The sequence below is a fragment of the Massilia sp. genome (assembly GCF_031995545.1).
Taxonomy (GTDB): domain Bacteria; phylum Pseudomonadota; class Gammaproteobacteria; order Burkholderiales; family Burkholderiaceae_D; genus Telluria.
Map to the genome: position 1 here is coordinate 30,529 of NZ_DAMAGA010000032.1, position 24,267 is coordinate 54,795.

Genomic DNA, 24,267 nt, shown 5'->3' on the forward strand with positions numbered 1-24,267 from the left:
CTCAGGTCGCTGCCTCGGCGCTGCAGGGTTCGGCCGCATGCCAGACCACGCGGTTGCGTCCCGCCGTCTTGGCCTCGTACAGCGCGGCGTCGGCCGCTTCGACCCAGCTCGAGGCTGCGCAATCGTCCTGCGCCGGACGCGCGGTGAACACGCCCAGGCTGGCGGTAATGTGGCCATAGGGACTGTCGGCATGCTCGGTGCCGATATCGACGACGGCACTGCGGATGTTCTCGGCCACGGCGCGTGCGCCCTCCAGGTCGGTGTCGGGCAGGATCACCACGAACTCCTCGCCGCCATAGCGCGCCGCCAGGTCGGTCGGCCGGCGCGTGCCGCCGTCGATCGCACGCGCCACCCGGCGCAGGCATTCGTCGCCGGCGACGTGGCCGTAGCGGTCATTGAACTTCTTGAAGTGATCGACGTCGATCAGGATCAGCGAACACGGCTGACCGTTGCGGCGCGCCCGCTCATACTCGGCGTTCAGGGTGATCTCGAAGTGGCGCCGGTTGGCCATGCCGGTCAGGCCGTCGCTGTCGGCCAGCACCTGCAGCTCTTCGTTCTGCTGTTCCAGCTTGACGCGCGCGTGGCGCAACTGGTCCTCCAGCGCTTCGCGCACCTTGAGCTGGCGCACCATGCGCAGCGCGCCCCAGCCCAGCAGTGCCAGCGCCACCAGCACCACGCCGCTCATCTTGATCACGACCACCCACCATTCGTGCAGGATCTCCTCGCGCGAAATGGCGATCGCGACCAGCAGCGGGAAACCCTCGACCTGGCGATAGCTGTACAGGCGTTCGATACCGTCGATCTTGGCCACTCGCATCGACGTGCCGGCCACGCCCATGCTGCGGTACATATCGAAGATCGCGATATTGCTGACGTTGGTGCCGACCATCGATTCCTTGAACGGACGACGGTACAACAGCGTGCCGTCGTCGATCGCCAGTACGATGGTGCCGGTTTTGCCGACGTCGAAGCTGTCGTAGAAATTGCCGAAGAAGCTCAGCTTGAGCGAGGCCATGGCCACGCCGCCGAAGCTGCCGTCGGGGCGGTCGATGCGGCGCGACAGCGGAATGGTGAGGATGCCGGTCGAGCGGCTGCGGATCGGCTTGCCGATATAGGTGCCACGGCCGGCATGGGTCTGGTGGTAACGGAAATACTCCCGATCGGAGTTATTGCCCGCGAGCAGGTGCGGCAGCGAGGTAGCCAGCCGTTCGCCATCGGCGCCGTAGATGAACAGTTCCTGGATCTGCGGTGTCACGGTGGCGATATGGGTCAGGCGCGCATGCAGGTGCACGGCCGGCGTTTTTTCCCCGTTGGCCGTCAGTTCGCCGTTCTCGGCGCGCTCGACCATTTCATCGAGCACGGCATCGCCCAGTTCCATTGTGCGCTCGGCATGCGAGGCCAGCGCGCGCGCCATGTTGGCGGTGCTGGTAGCGGTGCCGTCGATCTCGGCCTGGCGCGCGGCAAACAGACTCCACAGGTGCAGGCATACCAGCAGCAGCGAAATACCGCCGATCAGCGTGATGGTGCGCTTGACCATCGGCTTGCACATCTGGTCGAGACGGTCGATATGGGATTGCGAAAAATCTAGCATGGGCGCGGTCGATTAAAAGAGGAAAGGCATGGTTCGTCAGGGACAACTTCCGGTCGACGAACCCACGCAACATTCATTTCCACACAGCAAGCAAACAATGTATCACAGCCGTTGCCGAATTTTCGCATTTTGCCGAATGCGTGGAATGAATACAACGCTCTTGGACATGCGCCCTGTCCGGCGGCTTCAGCCTGGGGAATGCGAGGCTTGCGGATCGATGGCTGGGCGAGCCGGCGCGCCGTCGATCTGCTGCGCGCCGCGCACGCGTTCGCGCACCAGGTGGATATGGCTGCGCAGGCGGTACAGCTCGTCCGCATAAGCCAACGGCACCGAGATGTGGTTGACCCGGTCTTCCAGCCCGTCCAGGCGCCGTCCCAGGTCCTTGCGCACCGCGTCGCCGGGCGCGGCGCCGCTGTCTTCATACGCCTGCTCGATGGCGCGCAATTCGCCATACCAGCGGTACACGCGCGAGCGCACGCGCCAGACATAGATCGGCGGCACGATTTTCGACAGCGGGATCAGCAGCGCGGTGAGCGCCACCACCACCACCCACAGCCGCTCGGCCAGGTTGGCCAGCCAGAAGCGCATATAGCGCTGCAGCAGCGGCGGGCCGTCGCGGTAGTAGCGCGCTGCCTCCGGTGCCACCGGGATCTCGGTGTACTTGGGCGACGGGAATTGCCCCTGCTGCTGGAACCAGCCGGCGCCGCCGTGGATCTCGCCGGCGGCTTTCACCAAGAGGCCGACTAGCGCCGGATGCAGTTCCTCGCGCGCCACCAGCGTGGCGGTGGGTGCGATCAGATGGTAGTCCTGGGCCGGGATGTTGCGCCCCAGGTCGACGATCCCGCGCGGCAGCACCACATGGGTCAGGAACGGCAGGCGCCGGGTATACGCTTCGGCCTGGGCGAAGTCGAACAGCCGGATGCCAGGCGTCTGCAGCAGCATCTGGATCAGCGGCGCTTCCGGCGCCGAGCTGAATACCAGGCCGTCGATGCGGCCGGCCAGCAGTTCGACCGTGGCAGGCGTATCGGCCAGGTCGCCGATCCGGAGTTGGGTCGGTGCGATGCCGTTGGCGTCCAGCACTTGCCGGATCAGGCGCGGCACGCCGGTGCCTTCCGGACCCAGGTTGATGCGCTTGCCGCGCAGGTCGGTCAGCTGGCGCACGCCCGCCCCTTCGCGCACGAACAGCCACACCGGTTCGGTGAACAGGCTACCGAGCGAGACCAGGCCGGCGCTTTCGATGTCGTCCTCGCCAGAAAGGTCGGGGTCGGGATCGGTCGAACCGCTCTGCACGAAGGCGACGTCGGCTTCGCCGCGGCGCAGGCGCTCCAGGTTGTCGCGCGAGCCGAGCGAACTCTGCAGCGCGACCTTGATCTCGTCCCGCGCCAGCAGCGCCGCGTAGCGCTTGCCGAACTGTTCGTAGGCGGAATTTTCCTGGCCCGTGGCCAGGCGCAGGCTGCGCGGCGGGGCCGGGTCGACCCACCAGTAGGCCAGCAGCAGGGCCGCGATCACCGTCAGGACGGTGGGGCCGGAAGCCAGCACCAGGTCGCGCAGGGAGACGATGCTGAAGTTCTGCAGGCGCGAGGAAACGGCGTTGCGGGCGCGGCCGATGTATCTGGACGCGCCCTGCTCTTTCTTGTTCAACGCACGCACTGGCGCGGCGCGGGCGCGCCCGGCGCCACCGCCGGCGGTTCGATCATCGGCATCAGGCTCGGCGCCAGCGTTACCAGCAGCTGCACCGGCAGCGCGCTGGTGAAGTCGTAGTGCTCGGACTGCGGACCGTGCACGTAGGCGGTCATGCTGCCGTAGAAGCGCTCGCCGATATTGAAGACGAAGGTGGCCGAACGGTTCACGTAGCGCGACTCGATCAGGCGGCCGCCGCGCGCATACACGTCGAAGCGCTGGTCGCCGGTACCGGTCTTGCCGCCCAGCGCGATCACCTGGCCGTCCGACTGCACGAAGGCGGTTTTCACGCGCTTGGCGGTGCCGTCCGAGACCACGCCCTGGATGGCGTCGGCCACGGTGCGCGCGACTTCCGGCGCCAGCACCTGTTCCTTGCCGCCGCCCTTGTTACGGCGCACCAGGGTTTCGTACGGCGTGTCCTTGGCGAAGTGCAGCGAGTCGATGCGCTCGACAGGTTTCCTCACGCCGCCGTTGACGATGATGCCCATCAGCTCGGCCAGCGCGGCCGGACGGTCGGCCGAGGCACCCAGCGTGGTCGCGAACGACGGCACCAGCGAATCGAACGGATAACCCATCTTCTTCCACTGGGCGTGGATCTTGAGGAAGGCTTCCACTTCCAGCAGGCCGGCGATGCGCTTGTCCTGGGCGTTCTTGCGGCTAGTCTTGAACAGCCATTGGTAGACTTCCTGGCGTTCCTTGACGCTGGCCGCGGTCACTTCGGACCAGGTGGCTTTCGGATGGGTACGCAGGTAGCTCACCAGCCACAGTTCCAGCGGGTGCACCGAGGCCACGTAGCCGCGGTCGGCCAGCGACATATTGCGCGGGTCGTACATCTCGTACATCTTCGGGATGCGTTCCGGATCGACCTCGTTGGCGGACGGCAGCGTGGCATTGATGAAGGCGCCGAACTGGTCCAGCGTGGCGTTCGGCACCACCGTGCGGTGGGCCGCGGCCAGCTTCGAAGCCAGCGGACGCACGCCCGAGAACAGCAGCTGGTCCACTTCCGCCGGGGTCTTGCCCTTGTACTTGTTCCAGAACTTGGCCAGGAAATCCTTGCCTTCGTTGTCGGCGAAGCGCGCCAGGTAGGCGGCGCGGCGCGGATCGTTGGCGTCGGCCAGCAGCTGGGCCGACGAGCCCGGCAGCTGGAACATGTAGTAGCGCACCACGTCGCGCATCATGCGCACGAACACCAGGTTGGTCGAATTACGCAGCGCCTGGTGCACGTCCATGATGCGGCTGTCGTCGAGCTTGCTGAAGTTGCCGAAGGTGTGCAGGCCGCCGCCGGTCATGAAGCGCTCGCCCGGATTGGCCGAGTACTTGCGCTCCATCGCCGCGTGCAGCATCGGCGTGAGGCCGCGGTCGGCGCCGTCCGGCAGCGACCTGAAATACTCCAGCGCCCACTGCGACATGCGGTCCTTGGCATCGACTTCCACGCCCATCAGGCCGATTCTATCCATCGGTTCGAAGCGCTTGTGCAACTGGTCGACGATGTCGAGGTAAGTCACCAGCGTGCGCAGCTTGGCGGTCGAGCCGAGATCGAGCTTGGCGCCTTCGTTAATGTCCAGCGGCTGGTCGTAGTTGTCGGTCTGCACCCGCAGGTAGTTGACGTGCTCGCCGCGCTCCATCAGCGTGAAGCTGTACACGACCTGCGCCGGGTCGCCGTTGCCGAGCAGACCCTTGCCGGTCAAGCCGGCCTGCTTGGCGTGCTCGGCATCGGTCAGGCTGCGCAGCGCCGCCGTCACCGCCTGCTGGGCGTTGGCGTCCAGGGTCGAGACCACCGACAGATCGAGGCGGTCGATGTTGTACAGGCGCGAGTCGCCGACCAGGTAACCCAGGTGATTGCGCACCGCGTTGGCGGCCTTGCGCGAAACAAACGCGTCGGCCGGCGGCGCGGCCACGCCGCTGTGCAGCGCCGGCTGCAGCTTGACGTTGAGTGCGGCGTCGCGCAGCTGGGGCGAGATCACGCCGGCCTGGGCCAGCACGCGCAGGTGACTGTTGGTCAAGGTTTCCAAATCGTTTTCGCCCGCGCCCAGGTAGTAGGCCGGACGGCGCTGGGCGATCATCAGCGACAGCGCTTCCTTGTAGGCCAGCACCGCATCCGAACTCGTCATCGGACCTTTCAGCATGGCGGTGACCTTGTCGAAGTCGCGCCCGTACCAGACCCACAGGCCGTCGCCGATACCGTTGACTTCGCCGTAGCCGCCCTTGGCCGACAGCGGCACCGTGTTCAGGTAGTCGAGCACGATCTGGCGCCGCGCCCTGGTCGTGTCTTCGCCGTCCTGGTAGGCGCGCAGCGTGGCCGACGACATCTGGATGATCTTGTCGGTCAGCGAGCCGGTGCGCCCTTCGGCCGAGTGCCGGTATTTTTCGATCTGGGTCGCCAGCGTGCTGCCGCCGGCCACACGGCCTTCGCCGCCCAGGCCGACGCTCGACAGCGTCTTGTCGAACACGGCCTTCGAGAAGCGGTCCCACTCGACTGCCGGATTGCGGCGCGGATTGCTCGGGTCGAGCAATTCGCGGTTTTCGATGAACAGCAGGCTCTGCACCAGCAGCGGCGGCGCGGCATTGAAGTCGTGGTAGAAGCGCTCGGGGAAGCGCGAGGTGAACAGCGGCTGGGAGCGGCAATCGAGGATCTCGAGGCCGACCTTGGTCTTTTCGTGATAGGTGGCGTACAGGCCGAGGTCGTGCATCTTGACCATTTTTGGCGAGATGCGCGCCTGCGCCGCGACCGCGTAGTCGCGCTGTTTGAGGCGTTCGAGGTAGTTCGGCAGTCCGGCGTAGCCCAGGCGGGTGTCGTAGGGGCTGGCCGCCGGGAAGCGGATCGAATCGCTCGGGCCATTGCCCATGCGATAGGTCAGCTCGCTGGCCATGTCCGAGAAGATTTTTGCCTGCAGCCTGGAGGTGCGCATTTCGAGCACCGCCCAGCCGGCCAGGATCAGGAGCAGCAACAGCAGGCCGAGCGCCAGCCACAGCTTGAAGCGGCGCTTGCGCGGACGCGGTTCACCCGGGTCGCCCGACGGATCGCCGGGTTCGCCCGGCGCGCCGCCGCCCGGCGCCAGGTGCGGGAAGGCTTCGTACAGGGGGACGTCGTTGCCGCCGGCCGGTGCGGCCGCAGCCGCGGACGAGCTGGCGAGCGCAGGCGCACCCGCCACCGCCTCGTTGGCGGCGTCGATCGACGGCTCGCGCCGTGCGGATGCGGCACGCTTGCCGAACACATTACTAGGCCGTGCTAGACGGCGAATACTTTCCATGATGGCTTAACCGGTCTGAATCAAAACGCTTGCAATCCCCGCCAACCTGCTCGCCATGCATGTTGCTGCTGGTCCGTTCGAGTGATTGTGGTCTCTTTAGTTCGCACAATCGGCAGGGCAATCCAACTCCAGATCGCGCCCTCCGTAGGCAATATTCCACCACATCAATACGACACGCGCGAGACGCCGTTTAACATATTTGACGAACACAGAATATTTTCGCAAAAAAACAACGGGCACCCGATCGGTAGCTGAGCAAGACTTAGCTGGGTGACATTCCTTCTTGCAAAGACGCTATTACGCCTCTGGCAACGGCCCGGTTTCGGCGCCACGCCGCGCCAGTTCGGCGCGCAAGGCAGCGAATGCCGGCTCGACCCGATCGGGCGCGCCTTTGACACCCAGTTCGATATGGCGCCGCGTATTGCCGTCGCCCACGCTCGGCAGGCTGAACACGCGCACGCCTGGATAGTCGCGCTGCAGCGCTTCCATCAGCGGCGTCAGCGCGGCCTCGGCCTGTCCGTACACCAGCAGCGAACGCTCGAGCTGGCGTCCGCTGCCGAACAGGCCGGCATAGCATTCGTCCAGCACCCAGGCGATCATCGGCCAGGCCATTACCGGAAAACCGGGCACGAAGTGATGCCGCGCCACCGTGAAGCCGGCGATGCCGTTATAGGGATTGGGGATCAAGGTCGCACCTTGCGGGAACTCGGCCATCCTGAAGCGCTGCAGATTGTCCGGCGCATCCAGGTCGGGCTGGCTGCCTTGCGGCGCCGTGGCGCGGATGCGGGCCTCGATCAGGCGCCGGCCTTCCGGGTGCAACACCAGCGGCAGCCCGAGCGCGGCCGCCGCGCACTGGCGCGTGTGGTCGTCCGGCGTGGCGCCGATGCCGCCGCACGAGAACACGATGTCGTCGCCGGCGAAACTGCGCCGCAGCAACGCCGTCAAGCGCGCCGGATCGTCGCCGACGAATTCGGCCCACGACAGTTGCAGGCCGCGCTCGGCCAGCAGTGCGATCACTTTCGAAAAATGCTTGTCTTGCCGCTTGCCGGACAAGATCTCGTCGCCAACGACGATCAGGCCAAAACCCATGCCATGCTCCGTTCGGTGCAGCGTGTTGCTTGCCGCGTGTTGAATGCGCCGCCACTGCGGTCCAGTGCGTTCAACGCGCCAGCCGCGCCATCGGTGCACAAGCGCGGGAAAATCGGCCAGCCACGGTCACGGCGCCGGCTGCAGTGCCTCCTGCGCGCGCAATTCTTCCAATGCCTGCAGGCAGTAATACTGGAACCATAGTCCGGCGAACAGGAAGATCATGATGTACAGCCACACCGACACCATGGCCAGCACGGGGAACAGCACGAACGACAGCACCGCGCCACCCATCCAGGCGATGCCGGGCAGCGCCCCGGCCAGGCCGGAGGCGAAACCGATCGCCAGCAGCGCGGTGCGATGGCGCCGCATCAGGGCCAGGCGTTCGGCCTGACTGGCGTGCGCGGCCAGCGCGTCGTAGCTCATCACGCGCGACGTCACCCAGGCCCACAGCGCCGCCTGCACCAGCCAGGCCAGCGGCGGCACCGCGTACAGCGGCAGCGTCAGCAGCCACAGCAAGGCAAAGACGATCGTGCTGCCGAGGTTGATGCCGAGGCTGCCGAAGAAGCTGCCGCCCTCTTTCTTTTCCAGCTTGGGAAACTGGCGCCGGCCGACATGACGCTCGATCGCCGGCATCGCGATCACACCCATGAACAGCAGGTTGGAAGCGATCATCAGCGGCAGCAGCAGCGCGATCGCCAGCAGCGGCACCACCATCACCTTCAGCATGCCCAGGCCCAGCATGGCCAGCACGCTGTTGCTGGTCTCGTGGGCGCCATACTCGGCGAACAGGCCCTGCAGCCAGTCGAGCAGCGGCTGCGCGCCCAGCCACAGCAGCACGCCCCACAGCAGCAGCGACAGCAGCAGTGGCGCCAGCGACAGCAGCAGCATGCGGCCGCTGAACTGCGCGCGCAGCGCGCGCCGGTAGGCGGTGAGCACGCCTTTCATGGCGAGACCCGGGGCGCGTGATGGATCGGTCGGGCGGCGGCGCGCATGCTGGCTCCTGATGAGATGTCGGGATTGTCATTTTACGCACAACTTCGCCGCCACCGGACACGGCGAGGCGGCGATGGCATTGGTGCGAACAGCGCGCGCATGGCACTTTCGGAACCCATGGACTACAATCGCCGTTCAATCTGAACAACAAGGAATACCATGTCCACCACCACTACCGATTCTGGCCTGCAATACGAAGAACTGATCGCCGGCAGCGGCGACGAAGCCAAGGCCGGCCAGCACGTCACCGTGCACTACACCGGCTGGCTGCGCAACGACGACGGCACCCAGGGCGCCAAGTTCGATTCGAGCAAGGACCGCAACGACCCGTTCCAGTTCGCGCTGGGCGCCGGCCACGTGATCCGCGGCTGGGACGAAGGCGTGCAGGGCATGAAGGTCGGCGGCCTGCGCCGTCTGACCATCCCTGCCAGCCTGGGCTACGGCGCACGCGGCGCCGGCGGCGTGATTCCACCGAACGCCACCCTGATCTTCGACGTCGAACTGCTGGCCGTCTAAGACTGCTTTACCTGCGCGCGCCGGCATCGCGCCGCTGCGCGCGCATTTGAACTTCCCTTCTAAAATGCGGCCGTTTCACGGTTCCGCGCGCCCCTCCTGCGCTAAGATGCCTGCCGCATTGTCCAAGCGACAATACCGCAACCAACCATCATCACGGGAGTTTCCATGAGCTTGCAGGAACAGTTCAACCAGGCGCAAATCGATTCCAAGAACCTGTCCGAGCGTCCGGACAACATGACCTTGCTGAAGATCTATGCCCTGTTCAAGCAGGGTTCGAGCGGCGATGCGACCGGCGAGCGTCCGGGCATGACCGACTTTGTGGCGCGCGCCAAGTACGATGCATGGGCCAACCTGAAAGGCACCTCGCAGGAAGAGGCGCAGCAGCAGTATGTCGACCTGATCGAAGAACTGAAGGGCTGATCGCCCGTTCGTTTCAGACATGCGGCGCGCCGGACGCGCCGCATGGCAGCGCCATCACGCCGCGGTAAACACCCGCCGCATCTTGTCCGCCACCTTGGCCTCGATCGCCGGTGCGAACGCCCCCATGAAGAACCCCAGGCGGATCCGCATCGCGGCGCTCTGCCCCTCCAGCGTCAGCGCTCCTTCCACGCCGCTGCGCTCGAAGCGCAATACGTCGCCGTCCCATTTGCACTCCAGTCCATATTCCTGCGCGACGCGCTGCGCCACCTGCTCGGCCGCCGAGCGCGCCGCATCCGGGCTCAGGCTGTGTTGCTGGACGATGCTGATTTCCGCCATTTGAAACAATCCTTCCTAGTCGATTCCGAACAATCCGCCATGATGCCACTCGAAGCGATCTCATGCCAGAGCTCGCTACTGTTGACGGTGTCGAGCGGCATCAATTGATGAGTCTCAAGGCACGCCTGGCCGGGCGCGCGACCATGAAATCGTATTCAGTGCGCGTATTCAGTCCGCATCACTCATCATCGAAGGAGTCGACATGGAATTATCCACCCTGCAACTCGGCGACCCGAGCGCGCCGGAACAAGATCCGACAGTCGAGGCGGAGCCGCTGCCGCACGCCTTCGGCGCGCGCGTGCTGATGTGGAAGCAGGATCCTTCGGTGGACGAGATCGGCACCCGCAAGGCCTACCTGCCCGGCGTGGTGCTGGCCGGCCCGCGCGACGCCCGCATCGCGCCCGGCGAGCCCGGCATCGCCGCAGTCGAGCCGAACGCCTTCGGCGACTTCGTCACCCAGCCCGATACGCCCGGCTTCGACGCCGTGCACACCTTCGCCGTGGTGCGCCAGACCCTGACCATGTACCAGCGCGCGCTGGGCGCGGCCGGCGCCGCCATGCCGCTGCCGTGGCAATGGAACAGCAGCGTCGACACCAGTCCGCTGCGAGTGTTCCCGCACGGCTTGCCGGACGTGATGAACGCCTATTACAGCCGCACCCAGGGCTGCCTCAAGTTCGGCGACTTCCTGCCCGCCGGCGCCAGCGAGCGCGTGTACACCTGCCGCTCGTTCGACATCGTGGCCCACGAGACCGCGCACGCGGTGCTGGACGGCATCAAGCCGCGCTGGCTGCAGGCCGACGCGCCGCCCCAGACCGGCGGCCTGCACGAAGCCTTCGGCGACCTGACCGCGATCTTCCTGGCCCTGTCGCAGTTCGACCAGTGCGAAGCGATCGTGGCCCAGACCAAGGCCAGTCTGCACGACAAATCCTACTTGGCCAACATCGCCGAGCAGTTCGGCGTGGCGCTCGGCAACGGGAGCAGCCTGCGCAACGCCGACAATGACCTGCGCCTGGGCCAGGCCGGCACCCAGGTGCACGCCATCTCGCAGGTGTTCACGGGCGCCGTGTACGACGTGCTGGCCGACCTGTTCGCCTACGAGCGCGCGCCCGAGCGCGAGGACGACGCCGCCGTGCTGCACCGGGTGGCCGGCTACCTGGCCGGGGTGCTACTGCGCGCCCTGATCGCCGCGCCCGAGGAAGCCGCCACCTTCGCCGACGTGGTCAACACCATGCTGCAGGCGGTGGCGCAGGACGGCAAGCCGGCCGCCTACAGCGGCTTCATCCGCAACCAGTTCAGCCGCCGCGACGTGGTCGAGCCCGGCCTTGGCACGGCGCTGGAAGCCGCCATGGGCCCAACTAGCGGCGCCGTCGGCTCCGCCTTCCTGCCGTGCGTTCCGCTGGCGCCCAAGGTGTGCGACGCGCCCGGCGCGCGCCAGGACCGGCGCGCCTGCTGCGGCACCATGCAGCTGGCCGAGTATGCCGATGCCGAGCGCGTGCTGGCCGGCGAAGCACGGCTGCTGGCGCGCTGGTGCGCCGAGCACGGCCGTCACGGACCGGCGCTGCCCGGCATCTCTCCGGGCAGCCTGGCGCCCGGGGTGCCGAACCTGGGGTTGCCGAAAGCCGGCAGCGCGCTCGACGACACGCTGACGGCGTAAAAACCGGGGCCCGCGCCTGCCGCGGGCCGTGCGCGCATCCGCGCCGCACCGCCTGACCTCACCCAGCTCTGCGCCTGGCGCTCCCTGCTCCCCACCCTGGAGCAGTGCCAGGCTCGATCGCCCCTGTCAAAACGCACGCTCGTGCAGCTGAGCCATGATTTGCTTATGTGGAATGTATATATAGGCGAATTTGTGGGAAAACCTGAATTGCCCTAAAATACAGTGCTTTGCCATGTCCGGCCGGCCTATTCACGCATCTGCGCCCGGCGACGCGACACTCCACCAATTGATAGGACTGTTATGACCCACGTTGTCACCGAATCGTGCATCCGTTGTCGTTACACCGACTGCGTCGATGTATGCCCGGTAGATTGTTTCCGGGAAGGCCCGAATTTCCTCGCCATCGATCCCGACGAGTGCATCGACTGCGCCGTGTGCGTGGCCGAGTGCCCGGTGAATGCGATCTATGCCGAGGAAGACGTGCCTGGCGACCAGCAGCAGTTCATCAAGCTCAATGCCGACCTGTCGCGCTTCTGGCCTTCGATCACCAAGACGAAGCCGGCCCTGCCAGACGCGGAAGAGTGGAAAGACGTCAAGGACAAGCTCGACCAGCTGGCCCGTTGATCCCGCTGGCGCAGCCGACGCTGCGCCGCGGCGCCATCCATCCTGCGACAATGCGCGGGAGGTACCGGTGCCAGCCCCAAGGGTCGTTACGCATGGCAGTGCTGGCTGCCATCGCCTCACCAATCAAAAAACACAGGAAGCTTAGCGCATGACTATCAATGCCACCCAGGACGCGGGCAGCATCGCTCCCAACAGTTCCTTCGCAGGCGCCATCGAAGCCGATGCCGTGATCATCGGCGCCGGCCCGGTCGGCCTGTTCCAGGTCTTCGAACTCGGCCTGCTCGAAATCAAGGCCCACGTCATCGATTCGCTGGCAGCCGTCGGCGGCCAGTGCGTGGAACTGTACCCGGACAAGCCGATTTATGACATCCCGGCGGTGCCGATCTGCACCGGCCAGGAACTGACCGACAACCTGCTCAAGCAGATCGAGCCGTTCGAGCCGACCTTCCACCTGGGCCAGGAAGTCACCACCGTGCAGCGCCGCGAAGACCAGCGCTTCAACGTCGAAACCACGCTCGGCACCCGCTTCATCACCAAGACCATCTTCATCGCTGCCGGCGTCGGTTCGTTCCAGGCGCGCACGATCAAGGTCGACGGCATCGAGAAGTTCGAGAACAGCCAGCTGTTCTACCGCGTCAAGGATCCGGCACTGTTCGACGGCAAGAACCTGGTCATCTGCGGCGGCGGCGACTCAGCACTGGACTGGGCCCTGAACTTCGTCGGCAAGGCCGAATCGGTGGTGCTGGTGCACCGCCGCGACGACTTCCGCGCGGCCCCGGCCTCGGTCGCCAAGATGAAGGCACTGTGCGACGAGTACGAGATGCAGCTGATCACCGGCCAGGTCACCGGCTTCGACGAGAAAGACGGCCAGCTGAGCGAAGTGAAAGTCACCGGCGCCGACGGCGTCACCCGCCGCGTGCCGCTGGACATGCTGCTGGTGTTCTTCGGCCTGTCGCCAAAACTCGGTCCGATCGCCGAGTGGGGCCTGGACATCGAGCGCAAGCAGCTGAAGGTGATGGACACCGAGAAGTTCGAGACCAATGTCCCGGGCATCTTCGCCGTGGGCGATATCAACACCTACCCGGGCAAGAAGAAGCTGATCCTGTCGGGCTTCCACGAAGCCGCGCTGGCCGCTTTCGGCGCCGCGCCGTACATCTTCCCGGACAAGAAGATCCACATGCAGTACACGACGACTTCGCCGAAACTGCACAAGATCCTGGGCGTCGAAACCCCGGTGTTCGACTGATAATACACTTGCCTCGTTCAGTAACATCGGTACGACGCAGCCCCCGAGAATGCCCCGCCCAGCGGGGCATTTTTGTTTATGTGGGGCGCCTCACCAACGGCGGTCAGGCAAATATGCTACAAGTGAGATGTATATACGGGAAGCCTAAGTCCTTGTTTCCACAGGCCAAGACAATTCCCCTATAATGATTTGAAGCAAGCCGCAACCGTTTGCGACGCGCTGCTACCCCGAAGGAAACCCTATGCTTTATCAACTGCACGAGATGCAACGCTCCTTCCTGACCCCGCTGATGCAGTGGGCCGATGCGTCCTCGAAACTGTTTTCCAATCCTGTGTCGCCTTTCGCGCACACCCCGTTTTCCCAACGTATCGCCGCCGGTTACGAGCTGATGTACCGTCTCGGCAAGGAATACCAGAAGCCGGCATTCGGCCTGGACAGCACCACGATCGCCGGCAAGGAAGTCGCGATCAACGAGCGCACCGTGCTCGAGAAACCGTTCTGCAAGCTGCTGCACTTCCGCAAGGACCTGCCGGATGCCGAATTCGCCGCCCTGGACCAGCCGAGCGTGCTGGTGGTGGCGCCGCTGTCGGGCCACCATTCGACCCTGCTGCGCGACACCGTGCGCGCGCTGCTGGTCGACCACGACGTCTACATCACCGACTGGACCGACGCGCGCATGGTGCCGCTGGCCGCCGGCCCGTTCCACCTCGACGACTACATTTACTACGTCCAGGACTTCATCCGCCACCTGGGCCCGGAAGTGCACGTGATATCCGTGTGCCAGCCGACCGTGCCGGTGCTGGCCGCGATCGCCCTGATGGCGAGCGACAACGATCCCAAGCTGCCGCGCTCGATGACGATGATGGGCGGCCCGATCGACCCGCGCAAGTCGCCCACCGCGGTCAACGACCTGGCCATCGAAAAGCCGTTCTCGTGGTTCGAGAACACCGTGATCTATGCAGTGCCGGGCAATTACCCAGGCTTCGGGCGCAAGGTGTATCCGGGCTTCCTGCAGCACGCCGGCTTCATCGCCATGAACCCGGGCCGCCACGCCCAGTCGCACCGCGAGTTCTACCAGCACCTGGTGCGCGGCGACGACGATTCGGCCGAGGCGCACCGCCAGTTCTACGACGAATACAACGCCGTGCTCGACATGCCGGCCGAGTACTACCTGGACACCATCAAGACCGTGTTCCAGGACTTCAGCCTGCCGAAAGGCACCTGGGAAGTCGGCGGCAAGCTGGTGCGTCCGCAAGACATCAAGAACGTTGCCCTACTCACCGTCGAAGGCGAGCTGGACGATATTTCGGGCCTGGGCCAGACCAGCGCCGCGCTCGAGCTGTGCAGCGGCATCCCGCAAGAGAAGAAGCAGGAATTCGTGGTGCCCAAGGCCGGCCACTACGGCATCTTCTCGGGGCGTCGCTGGCGCGAGATCGTGTGTCCGAAGATCACCGGGTTCATTCAGGCGAACCGCTGATCGGTTGAGCGACCAACAAAAATGCCGTGGCACGCCACGGCATTTTTTGTAGGGTTGGCCTCGGCGGCCCTGCGCTTCGCCGCCAACCCTACCTCACCTGCGCCACGCGTCCGTTGGCGACCGCCACCTGCGCCACCCGTCCGGTAGCGATCGCCACCAGCGCATAGCTGCCACCGGTCTGCACCCACTGGTGCCCGCGCGGCGGCTTGGCCAGGCGCAGCGAGCGCCAGTTCTCGATCACGTACTGATGCGTCTGGTAACGCGCCGGCAGGCGTTCGCCGCGGCGCAGCTCGCCGTCCGATTCGACGCTGCGGTACGGTCCCGGCTTCAGCGCCGCCGGCCGCGCCTGGGCGGATGCAGTCAACGTCGCGGTACCATCCGCAGCGGCGCCGGCGCGCGGCTGCAAGCCATCCCCGGCCGACATCACGGCGGCGAAGATCAGCGGCGCAATCAACTCGTTCATCTCGGCCCCCTGCGGTCAGTGAATTGTCGGTAAGTGCTCAATCAGCGCCCAGTACACCAGCCTATCGGCGCCGCGTCTGTTAGCTCGAACACGTACATCGCAAACGGCTGAGCTCAACGCGATCGACGCGCAGCGGCCTTGCGCAAGCTCACACCGCGCAGCCCACCGTTTTGGCGGATAATGTCGGCTTATCAGATTTGAATCGCCGATTTTTTCCCGCCGTGACCAAGCCCCTCGCCGACCAGCTCGAAGACCTGCTGCCGCAGACCCAGTGCACCAAATGCGGTTATCCCGCCTGCCGCCCGTATGCCGAAGCGATGGCGCGTGGTGAAGCCGAGATCAACCAGTGCCCGCCGGGCGGCATGGAAGGCGTGCGCCGGCTGGCGGCGGCCACCGGACGGCCGGTGATCCCGATCAATCCGGCCAACGGCGTCGAGCGCCCGCGTCCGGTCGCCTTCATCGACGAGTCGCTGTGCATCGGCTGTACGCTGTGTATCCAGGCCTGTCCGGTGGACGCCATCATGGGCGCGGCCAAGCAGATGCACACGATCCTGCCGAGCCTGTGCACCGGCTGCGACCTGTGCGTGGCGCCGTGTCCGGTCGACTGCATCGCGATGGTGCCGGTGACGGGCGAGCGCACCGGCTGGGACGCCTGGTCGCAGGCGGACGCCGACGCCGCCCGGAGCCGCCACGACTTCCGCAGCGCGCGCCTGCAGCGCGAGCGCGAAGAGAACGATGCGCGCCTGGCGGCCAAGGCGGTGGAAAAGATGCGCGCCGTGACCGCGGAAGCCACCAATACCCCGGAAGAACTGGCCGAGAAAGAACGCAAGCGCGCCATCATCGCCGCCGCCATGGAACGGGCGCGCCTGAAGGCGGCCGGCAACCCTGACAAGACCTGAACGATGAATCCCGCCAAACGCCTCGAGATCTTCACCCGCTTTCGCGCCGCCAATCCCCATCCCACCACCGAACTCGAATTCACCACCCCATTCGAGCTGCTCATTGCCGTGCTGCTGTCGGCGCAGTCGACCGACGTCGGCGTCAACAAGGCGATGCGCAAGCTGTTCCCGGTGGCGAACACGCCGCAGGCCATCCTCGACCTCGGCATCGACGAACTGAAGACTTATATCTCGACCATCGGCCTGTACAACACCAAGGCCAAGAACGTGATGGCGACCTGCCAGATCCTGGTCGAACAGCATGGCGGCGAAGTGCCGCCGGTGCGCGAAGCGCTGGAAGCGCTGCCGGGTGTGGGCCGCAAGACCGCCAACGTGGTGCTGAACACGGCGTTCGGCCAGCCGACCATGGCGGTCGACACCCACATCTTCCGCGTCTCCAACCGCACCAACATCGCGCCGGGCAAGAACGTCGACATCGTCGAACAGAAGCTGCTGAAGTTCGTGCCGAAGGACTTTTTGCACGATGCCCACCACTGGCTGATCCTGCACGGGCGCTACACCTGCGTGGCGCGCAAACCCAAATGCTGGAACTGCCTGATCGCCGACCTGTGCGAATTCAGGGACAAGACGCCGGCGCCCGCCGGCGTGCACGATCCGGCGCTCGACGCCGACGTGGAAGCCGCCGCTGCCACGGCCTCGGCGGCGAGCTGACCGGTCTCAGACCCGGGTTTCCCCGGTCGCGAACGAGGCGCGCACGATGCGCCCGTCGACCACTTCGTACACGCACAGCATCTCCACGGTCCCCTTCCCTTCGGGGAAGTTGCGGGTGACGATCTCGAGATCGGTGACGAAGTTGCCGAGCACGGTGCGCGACAGCAGGCGCGCGTGCAGGTCCGGTTCCACGAAGCGCGCTTCGTAGCGCGGACGGATCTGGTCATGGCCTTGCGCCAGCAGCGCGTCGTGCAGCGCGAACTGCTGCGCGTCCGGTGCGTAGGTGGCCATCAGGGCGTCGAGATCCTTGGCGTTATAGGCGTCGAGCTGGGCCTGGACCACAGCGAGCGGAGAAGCTGGCATACGTTCTTTCAAGAATCGGCGCCGCGCTCTTAGAGCAGCACCAGGTTGTCGCGATGGATCAGTTCATGCCCCTCGACGAAGCCGAGGATGCCCTCGATCTCGCTCGAGGAATGGCGCATGATGCGCCGCACTTCGCCGCTGGCATAGCTGGTCAGCCCGCGCGCCAGCGGCCGGCCGGCTTCGTCGACGCAGGTCACCACCTGGCCGCGTCCGAATTCGCCGCGTACCGCCAGCACCCCGATCGGCAGCAGCGACTTGCCTTCGCGCGTCAGCTTGGCCACGGCGCCGGCATCGAGCACCACTTCGCCGCTGGTGTGCAGATGGTCCACCATCCACTGGCGGCGCGCGGTCAGGCGTCCGGTGGCGGCGTTGAGTTGGGTGCCGATCGCCTCGCCGCCGGCGAGCCGGGTCAGGACCTCCGGCTCGCGGCCCCAGGCGATGATGGTGTGGGCGCCGGAACGCGCCGCGCGGCGCGCCGCCAGCACCTTGGTCAGCATGCCGCCGCGGCCGATGCTGCTGCCGGCGCCGCCGGCCATCGCTTGCAGCTGCGCGTCGCCCGCCTGCGCCTGGGCGATCAGCTGCGCATTCGGATCCTTGCGCGGGTCGCCCGAATACAGGCCGCGCTGGTCGGTGAGGATCACCAGCGCATCGGCCTCGATCAGGTTGGCCACCAGCGCACCCAGGGTGTCGTTGTCGCCGAACTTGATCTCGTCGGTGACGACGGTGTCGTTCTCGTTGATGATCGGGACCACTTTCAGGCGCAGCAGCGTGGTGAGCGTCGAGCGTGCGTTCAGGTAGCGCTCGCGGTCGGCCAGGTCGGCGTGTGTCAGCAGCACTTGCGCGGTCGCGACGCCGTGGGCGCGGAAGCTCGATTCGTAGATCTGGGCCAGGCCCATCTGGCCGCAGGCGGCGCAGGCCTGCAGTTCGTGGATGTCGGTGGGGCGGGTCGCGAAGCCGAGGCGCAGCATGCCTTCGGCGATGGCGCCCGAGCTGACCAGCACGACTTCCTTGCCGAGCGCGCGCAGGGCGGCGATCTGCTGGGCCCAGCGGGCGATGGCGGCGTGGTCCAGGCCCCTGCCCTCGTCGGTGACGAGCGAGGAGCCGACCTTGACGATGATGCGGTTGGCTTGCTGAAGAACAGAATGGGTGGCGGAGTTCATGGCGACAGGATTTTCCCTCGCGGGCGCAGCGCCAGCAGGGAAAGTCCTGCCAGCAGTTCGACCGCGCAGACGACTAATAATACCCCCGTGGGCAAGCCGATCGCGAAGGCCGCGATCAGGCGGCCGGCCGGCTGGGCCAGGAGGAACAGGGCAACGAGGTCGCCGAGGATGGGCTGGTCGCCCCGCCTGGCCGCCAACAGCGCCAGCCCCGCGGTAGCGAGACGGATGCCGACATAGATCGCGTAGAACTGGCTGTAGCCGTTTACGCCGACAAGAAACAGGCCCATCGCCGACGCGATACGGTCGGGATCGAGCATGGCCGCGAGCGCGGCCAGGGAACTGACGGTGGCGACCAGCGACAACAATCGCCCGCGCAGCCCGGCACGCGACCACGCGCTCCCGGAGGAAGCGGAGGGAGCGGAGGCGGCGTCCGGCTCAGGGGGAGCCGGCTTACCGATGCGTGGAACGCTGGCGCTCAACGTCAGTCTTCGAGGATCTTGAAACGAGGATCGTCAGGATCGATCGACGAGATGCCGCGTGCTTCCTCGGTCATCGAGACTTCTTCAGCGCGCTGCTCCGAGTGGCGCTTTTCTTCCAGGTGCAGGTAGATCGCGTTGATCAGGTCCTGGCAGCCTTCGCGGTTCAGGGCCGAGATCTCGAACACGGGACCCTTCCACGCCATGCGCTTGACGAAGTCCTTGACGACCTTCTTGCGCTCGGATTCTTCCACCACGTCGAGCTTGTTGAGCACCAGCCAGCGCGGCTTGTTGAGCAGCTCTTCGTCGTACTTTTCGAGTTCCTTGACCAGCGCCTTGGCTTCCTTGACCGGATCGGCCTTGGCATCGAAGCCCGACAGGTCGACGATGTGCAGCAGCAGGCCGGTACGCGCCAGGTGGCGCAGGAACTGGTGACCCAGGCCGGCGCCTTCGGCCGCGCCTTCGATCAGGCCGGGGATGTCGGCGATCACGAAGCTCTTTTCGTGCGACACACGCACCACGCCCAGGTTCGGGTGCAGGGTGGTGAACGGGTAATCGGCGATCTTCGGCTTGGCGTTCGACACCGCGGTAATGAAGGTCGACTTGCCGGCATTTGGCATGCCCAGCAGGCCGACGTCGGCCAGCACCTTCAGTTCCAGGCGCAGGGTACGGCGCTCGCCGTCCTTGCCTTCGGTCTTCTGGCGCGGTGCGCGGTTGGTCGAGGTCTTGAAGTGGATGTTGCCCCAGCCGCCCTCGCCGCCCTTGGCCAGCAGTTCGGTCTGGCCGTGTTCGGTCAGGTCGGCGATGATCTCGCCATTGTTGTCGTCCACGATCAGGGTGCCGACCGGCATCCGGATGGTGACGTCTTCCGCGCCCTTGCCGTAGCAGTCCGAGCCGCGGCCCGGTTCGCCGTTGCGGGCGGTGTGGGTCTTGGAGTAACGGAAGTCGACCAGGGTGTTCACATTGCGGTCGGCAACCACAAAGATCGAGCCGCCCTTGCCGCCGTCGCCGCCGTCCGGACCGCCGAATGGCCGGAACTTTTCGCGACGGAACGAGGCGCACCCGTTGCCGCCGTCGCCAGCGATGACTTCAATTCTTGCTTCGTCGATAAACTTCATGATTGTGACCGCTTAAAAACTAAAAAGGCCCTACCGTGGGCAGAGCCTTTCGATGGAAGGCTTACGCCTTGCAAAGAAGCGCCGCTGCTTGAGCGACGCTGGAGCGCTATTACGCTGCGACTGCTTCGTTAGCGACGACGGTCACGAACTGCTTCGAGCCCACGCCTTGCTTGACGAACTTGACGGTACCGTCGACCAGCGCGAACAGGGTGTGATCCTTGCCGGTGCCGACGTTGGCGCCAGCGCGCACCGGGGTGCCGCGTTGACGGATGATGATGCCGCCGGCGTTGATCGCCTGGCCGCCGTAGACTTTCACGCCGAGGCGTTTGCTTTCTGAGTCACGGCCGTTGCGGGTAGTACCGCCGCCTTTTTTGTGTGCCATTGTATTACTCCTTGATGACTATGCTGGGAACCGGACGGCGATTAGCCGTTGATCGAAACGATCTGGATTTCGGTGAAGTTCTGGCGATGGCCCTGACGCTTCTGGTAGTGCTTACGACGGCGCATCTTGAAGATACGGACCTTGTCGTGACGACCATGCGAAACCACTTTCACCAGCACCGTTGCACCTTCGACCAGCGGAGCACCAAACTTGATGCTGTCGCCCGCGCCAACGGCGAGGACCTGATCGATCGTGAGTTCGGAACCAATGTCAGCCGGTATCTGTTCTACTTTAAGTTTTTCACCAGCGACAACTTTGTATTGCTTGCCACCGGTTTTTATGACCGCGTACATGATTTGAAACCTCATCAAATGTTAAAAGAATCCCCCTGCGCTGCTGAGCTACTTGCCGCGCTGGACTGTTTGAAAGCCGGGGAACAGGGGATTATACATGGGACAAAGGGGTGCGTCAAAGCCGATCTCACGCCACGCCGCCACCTGTTGCAACGTTGACGTACTGACACGGCGCGCTCCGCCACGCCATAGGGAGAATGCGGCCGCCGTTCGGGACGCGTTTCCCTTGCATGTCGTATAATCGCCGCACTTATATAAAACCCATCGTCTGCAGGTTCGCCTTGTCCGCCGCCAATCAACACGCCCAACAGAACACCATCGTCCAATCGATCGCCCCCGACATGGAGGCCGTCAATTCGGTGATCCGCCAGCGGCTGCACTCCGAAGTCACCCTGGTGAACCAGATCGCCGAGTACATCATCAGCGCCGGCGGCAAGCGTATCCGCCCGGTGCTGGTGCTGCTGCTGGCCAACGCCTACGGTTACAAGGGCTCGGCGCACCACGAGCTGGCGGCGGTGGTCGAATTCATCCACACCGCGACGCTGCTGCACGACGACGTGGTCGACGAATCGTCAATGCGCCGCGGCCGCCAGACCGCCAACGCCCTGTTCGGCAATGCGGCTTCGGTGCTGGTCGGCGACTTCCTGTACTCGCGCTCGTTCCAGATGATGGTCGGCCTCGACAATATGCGCGTGATGCGCATCCTGTCCGACGCCACCAACGTGATCGCCGAAGGCGAAGTGCTGCAGCTGCTGAACATGCACGACCCGGACGTGACCGAAGCGGCGTATCTGCTGGTGATCCGCTCCAAGACCGCCAAGCTGTTCGAGGCCGCCGCCGAACTGGGCGCCCTGGTGGCCGGCGCCAACGACGCGCAGATCGCCGCGGCCGGCGAATACGGCCGCTCGCTCGGCACCGCTTTCCAGCTGATCGACGACGTGCTCGACTACGCGGGCGACGCCGCCGAGATCGGCAAGAACCTGGGCGACGACCTGCGCGAAGGCAAGCCTACGCTTCCCCTGATCTGGCTGATGGAACACGGCACCTCGGAACAGCGCGAGCTGGTGCGCAGCTGCATCGAGCAAGGCGACGAACAGCAGTTCGACGCGGTGCTGGCGGCGGTGACCTCGAGCGGCGCCCTGGCCTACACCCGCTCGCAGGCCGAGCAGGCAGCGCGCCGCGCCAAGGATGCGATCGCCGATCTGCCCGACAGCGACTACAAGAGCAGCCTGCTGCAGCTCTGCAGCTTCGCTGTTGACAGGAACCATTGAGATTATTATAGTAATGCCATCCCGGGATGACTGTACTGACATCCCAAACCGTCGGGGTGTAGCTTAGCCCGGTAGAGCGCTACGTTCGGGACGTAGAGGCCGGAGGTTCGAATCCTCTCACCCCGACCATTTTATCTCGTTGATTCTTAACGATTTCCCATAGAATCGAAGATCTATAGCAGGATTGTTCCCCGTGTGTGCTACATTCGTTGAGGAGCAAGAACCTGTGTGTACGCATCTAACCAAACGCGGAAGTCGATATTCCATCCGCCGCAAGATTCCCCTTTGATTTGCAAGGCCACTACGGTCGAACAGAGGTCGTGAAGGCGCTCGGCACGAGTGACCGTTGCGAAGCTGAACAGCTATGCCGTGTCGCCGGAGCAAAGCTTGATGAAGAGTTCGCTAAGGTGCGCCGCGCTAGCCGTCCCTGCCTCGAGTCATTCCAAGTCCACAACTCGCCACACCCCTCCTGCGCCCGTTCGTCACAACGCCGACGAAATTGCTTCGCGAATGCTTGGCCTGCTGCGCCAGCGGCTGGATGTAATGGCAGTACAAGGCTATGAAGCTCTGACCTCGTTTCTTGAGCGGCAGAGGTTCAACCTTGAAGACAACGAAACCGTGCTACGTGGCGAACTTGCCCGCTGCACCCACTGTCCAAGCAGAGGGTCGGCGGAACGCGCTACAAGCATTCCTGTCCGGGGGAACCTGGTATTCAGAAGTTAGAATCGTCACAACAGCTCTAGTAATTCCTTCCGAGATTCTGCCACGAGTCCCAAACCTAGCCGGGATTAGCAACGCCTGGTAAACCGGTACTTTCGGGATGCAAAGACCAGAGGTTTGAATCCATTCGCCACGACTAGAATGTCGAAGCACGTCAATGCCGGCAGTTCAGAGACGGTTGAGCAATAGCGATGTACACGATAGAGTGCAGGCCGGCCAGACGGTCGCATTCGACTGATAAAAAAACTAACGCCGCAGCGAATTTCCATCAGCTTTGCTTAGCAGCTTGTACCAAGCACTTCGACAACTTATCAAAGTGCAGCAGCGCAGCTTGCGTAAGCTCGATCTGCTTTCTCCGAGTGTCTTCGGTATCGCTCAGCATGAGCCAGCCCTTTTTTCTCATCGAGGTCAAACGACTGTGCACCGTCGCTGGCGCACCAAGCTCCTTTTTACCCATCATATCGCGCACCGACAGGCGCTCTTGTCCCTGACAAGCTAGTGCGACAATAGCCAATATGCGTTCCTCCAACGGATCAAGTGGCGGCAAGGATGGCAATCCTCCCAAGGCTTCAGCCAATTGCAGAAAGCGCATGTAAATATCGGCCGGTCGTTTAGAAGTCGTCATAGCATCGCTCAAAACTAATCTGTTGTTGTCAGATTAACCGACAATCTTTCTGCTATAAATTTAAGCACATCGATCCACGTATTTAGCGAGGGAGAGTCGGCACTGGAAACAGTGAAAGCAACCCTTTAGCCGTGTAGAGTACGATCAACGCTCCCCCCAGATCTCCGACGAACATCGCAAGAAAACTAGGCAAGAGACCGGTGTCCCCGTCGATTGCGAACCAGATGTGATGCAGAAAAGGGCTTGCGAATGCACATCCAATAGCGCAGATCACAAGTCGCCTGGGTGTCAGATTGATTAAAGAAGCCTGCAAACCAAATCGCTCTTGCGCAATAACGTAGACTAGATACGGGCCAATAGCTCCGGCAATAGTCCCGGTCGTTGCGCGTAAAGCATCGCCTGGAAAGTAATACCAATAGCAAGCAAACCAACCTGAAATTAGCAATCCGATCGCCCCAGCCGGACCGAAAAGCAGTGTACACAGCAACCGGGTTCCAGCTGGAAGGTAGATCCAGTCTATTCCCCGAGTGAACTGCGCTCGCTGGATGAACAATTCGTTGGCAATCATTACGATGCCATGCAAACACATAGTGCCAAGCACCATATACAAATTTAGTCGGGAAGTTGATATGGGCTGTTTCATACTCAAGAAGGATAGGAGCTTGCGGCCCCACCAAGGATCGTAGAGGCGCTTTCAAGAACCAAATGCAACAGTATGGCTTTCGTTTGCAATGCTCGCACGCGGCGTAGTCGCTGCCTTACACCGCATCCGATTCAGTTTACCAATGCTTACATTCATTTCCGGGAAAATACTTCCCTCTGCTCTTGCGACTAACATAACAGTTATCA

Annotated in this window: 24 protein-coding genes and 1 tRNA gene; 11 read left to right on the plus strand and 14 right to left on the minus strand. The window is 64.2% G+C overall.

Translation table 11 applies throughout. The features are described 5' to 3' along the window. Window position 1: 1 nt before the first annotated feature. From RTQ83_RS18700 to RTQ83_RS18720, 5 genes are all read right to left on the minus strand, one after another. On the minus strand, window positions 2-1,591 hold the full coding sequence (locus tag RTQ83_RS18700) for a diguanylate cyclase (protein ID WP_312517760.1): 1,590 nt from the start codon (window positions 1,589-1,591) through the stop codon (window positions 2-4). 186 nt (window positions 1,592-1,777) lie between these two features. Then, window positions 1,778-3,232: a TAXI family TRAP transporter solute-binding subunit gene (locus RTQ83_RS18705; RefSeq protein ID WP_312517762.1), complete on the minus strand. Its 1,455-nt coding sequence runs from the start codon at window positions 3,230-3,232 to the stop codon at window positions 1,778-1,780. Further along, window positions 3,229-6,522 (minus strand): transglycosylase domain-containing protein, encoded by a 3,294-nt coding sequence (locus RTQ83_RS18710; RefSeq protein WP_312517764.1) that lies wholly within the window; start codon window positions 6,520-6,522, stop codon window positions 3,229-3,231. The genes RTQ83_RS18705 and RTQ83_RS18710 overlap by 4 nt, the downstream gene beginning before the upstream one ends. 297 nt (window positions 6,523-6,819) lie before the next feature. Beyond that, window positions 6,820-7,611 (minus strand): molybdopterin-binding protein, encoded by a 792-nt coding sequence (locus RTQ83_RS18715; protein WP_312517766.1) that lies wholly within the window; start codon window positions 7,609-7,611, stop codon window positions 6,820-6,822. Window positions 7,612-7,737: 126 nt separating this feature from the next. Then, window positions 7,738-8,556, minus strand: coding sequence for an EI24 domain-containing protein (locus tag RTQ83_RS18720; protein WP_312517768.1), 819 nt, complete (start codon window positions 8,554-8,556; stop codon window positions 7,738-7,740). Window positions 8,557-8,763: 207 nt separating this feature from the next. Here RTQ83_RS18720 and RTQ83_RS18725 point away from each other — a divergent pair, with 207 nt between their 5' ends. Continuing rightward, on the plus strand, window positions 8,764-9,120 hold the full coding sequence (locus RTQ83_RS18725) for an FKBP-type peptidyl-prolyl cis-trans isomerase (protein ID WP_290416773.1): 357 nt from the start codon (window positions 8,764-8,766) through the stop codon (window positions 9,118-9,120). 165 nt (window positions 9,121-9,285) lie between these two features. Next, window positions 9,286-9,540, plus strand: a complete 255-nt coding sequence (locus RTQ83_RS18730; RefSeq protein WP_312517770.1) for an acyl-CoA-binding protein — start codon at window positions 9,286-9,288, stop codon at window positions 9,538-9,540. A gap of 54 nt (window positions 9,541-9,594) precedes the next feature. Here the strand turns inward: RTQ83_RS18730 and RTQ83_RS18735 are convergent, their stop codons facing one another. Then, on the minus strand, window positions 9,595-9,876 hold the full coding sequence (locus tag RTQ83_RS18735; protein WP_312517772.1) for a polyhydroxyalkanoic acid system family protein: 282 nt from the start codon (window positions 9,874-9,876) through the stop codon (window positions 9,595-9,597). Between the two features lie 202 nt (window positions 9,877-10,078). On the opposite strand from RTQ83_RS18735, the gene RTQ83_RS18740 reads away from it, so the two are divergent. The 4 genes from RTQ83_RS18740 (at window position 10,079) to RTQ83_RS18755 (ending at window position 14,877) form a co-directional block, all read left to right on the plus strand. Then, window positions 10,079-11,530: a hypothetical protein gene (locus tag RTQ83_RS18740; RefSeq protein WP_312517775.1), complete on the plus strand. Its 1,452-nt coding sequence runs from the start codon at window positions 10,079-10,081 to the stop codon at window positions 11,528-11,530. 300 nt (window positions 11,531-11,830) lie between these two features. Further along, window positions 11,831-12,154: a ferredoxin FdxA gene (gene fdxA / locus RTQ83_RS18745; protein WP_312517778.1), complete on the plus strand. Its 324-nt coding sequence runs from the start codon at window positions 11,831-11,833 to the stop codon at window positions 12,152-12,154. Between the two features lie 148 nt (window positions 12,155-12,302). Next, on the plus strand, window positions 12,303-13,400 hold the full coding sequence (locus RTQ83_RS18750) for an NAD(P)/FAD-dependent oxidoreductase (RefSeq protein ID WP_312517780.1): 1,098 nt from the start codon (window positions 12,303-12,305) through the stop codon (window positions 13,398-13,400). 241 nt (window positions 13,401-13,641) lie between these two features. Beyond that, on the plus strand, window positions 13,642-14,877 hold the full coding sequence (locus RTQ83_RS18755) for a polyhydroxyalkanoate depolymerase (protein WP_312517783.1): 1,236 nt from the start codon (window positions 13,642-13,644) through the stop codon (window positions 14,875-14,877). 88 nt (window positions 14,878-14,965) lie between these two features. Here the strand turns inward: RTQ83_RS18755 and RTQ83_RS18760 are convergent, their stop codons facing one another. Next, window positions 14,966-15,340 (minus strand): RcnB family protein, encoded by a 375-nt coding sequence (locus RTQ83_RS18760; protein WP_312517786.1) that lies wholly within the window; start codon window positions 15,338-15,340, stop codon window positions 14,966-14,968. A gap of 221 nt (window positions 15,341-15,561) precedes the next feature. Here RTQ83_RS18760 and rsxB point away from each other — a divergent pair, with 221 nt between their 5' ends. Together rsxB and nth are read left to right on the plus strand one after the other, a co-directional pair. Continuing rightward, window positions 15,562-16,239 carry an electron transport complex subunit RsxB gene (rsxB, locus tag RTQ83_RS18765; RefSeq protein ID WP_409456127.1) on the plus strand — a complete coding sequence of 226 codons (678 nt, stop codon included), beginning with the start codon at window positions 15,562-15,564 and terminating at the stop codon, window positions 16,237-16,239. Between the two features lie 3 nt (window positions 16,240-16,242). Further along, complete coding sequence (gene nth / locus RTQ83_RS18770; RefSeq protein WP_312517792.1) at window positions 16,243-16,950, plus strand: endonuclease III; 708 nt, start codon at window positions 16,243-16,245, stop codon at window positions 16,948-16,950. A gap of 6 nt (window positions 16,951-16,956) precedes the next feature. Here nth and RTQ83_RS18775 read toward each other — a convergent pair whose 3' ends face one another. From RTQ83_RS18775 to rplU, 6 genes are all read right to left on the minus strand, one after another. Continuing rightward, the gene (locus tag RTQ83_RS18775) at window positions 16,957-17,313 is read right to left on the minus strand and encodes a nuclear transport factor 2 family protein (RefSeq protein ID WP_312517794.1); all 357 of its coding nucleotides are present in this window, start codon (window positions 17,311-17,313) and stop codon (window positions 16,957-16,959) included. A gap of 29 nt (window positions 17,314-17,342) precedes the next feature. Next, entirely contained in the window at window positions 17,343-18,473 is a 1,131-nt protein-coding gene (proB, locus tag RTQ83_RS18780; RefSeq protein ID WP_312517797.1) for a glutamate 5-kinase, read from the minus strand. After that, window positions 18,470-18,835 (minus strand): hypothetical protein, encoded by a 366-nt coding sequence (locus tag RTQ83_RS18785; protein ID WP_312517800.1) that lies wholly within the window; start codon window positions 18,833-18,835, stop codon window positions 18,470-18,472. The genes proB and RTQ83_RS18785 overlap by 4 nt, the downstream gene beginning before the upstream one ends. Before the next feature lie 119 nt (window positions 18,836-18,954). Beyond that, window positions 18,955-20,067: an Obg family GTPase CgtA gene (cgtA, locus tag RTQ83_RS18790; protein ID WP_312517803.1), complete on the minus strand. Its 1,113-nt coding sequence runs from the start codon at window positions 20,065-20,067 to the stop codon at window positions 18,955-18,957. 109 nt (window positions 20,068-20,176) lie between these two features. Next, window positions 20,177-20,449 carry a 50S ribosomal protein L27 gene (rpmA, locus tag RTQ83_RS18795; protein ID WP_005668438.1) on the minus strand — a complete coding sequence of 91 codons (273 nt, stop codon included), beginning with the start codon at window positions 20,447-20,449 and terminating at the stop codon, window positions 20,177-20,179. A 41-nt stretch (window positions 20,450-20,490) separates the two neighbouring features. Beyond that, window positions 20,491-20,802, minus strand: coding sequence for a 50S ribosomal protein L21 (gene rplU, locus RTQ83_RS18800; protein ID WP_005668436.1), 312 nt, complete (start codon window positions 20,800-20,802; stop codon window positions 20,491-20,493). A 281-nt stretch (window positions 20,803-21,083) separates the two neighbouring features. On the opposite strand from rplU, the gene ispB reads away from it, so the two are divergent. The 3 genes from ispB to RTQ83_RS24305 all read left to right on the plus strand — a co-directional run bounded on the left by ispB (window position 21,084) and on the right by RTQ83_RS24305 (window position 22,636). Then, entirely contained in the window at window positions 21,084-22,073 is a 990-nt protein-coding gene (ispB, locus tag RTQ83_RS18805; protein WP_312517806.1) for an octaprenyl diphosphate synthase, read from the plus strand. Window positions 22,074-22,125: 52 nt separating this feature from the next. After that, window positions 22,126-22,202 (plus strand) — tRNA-Pro (locus RTQ83_RS18810). A gap of 131 nt (window positions 22,203-22,333) precedes the next feature. Beyond that, entirely contained in the window at window positions 22,334-22,636 is a 303-nt protein-coding gene (locus tag RTQ83_RS24305) for a DUF6538 domain-containing protein (protein WP_409456128.1), read from the plus strand. A 425-nt stretch (window positions 22,637-23,061) separates the two neighbouring features. Here RTQ83_RS24305 and RTQ83_RS18815 read toward each other — a convergent pair whose 3' ends face one another. Then, window positions 23,062-23,418 (minus strand): winged helix-turn-helix domain-containing protein, encoded by a 357-nt coding sequence (locus RTQ83_RS18815; RefSeq protein ID WP_312517808.1) that lies wholly within the window; start codon window positions 23,416-23,418, stop codon window positions 23,062-23,064. Window positions 23,419-24,267: the final 849 nt, after the last annotated feature.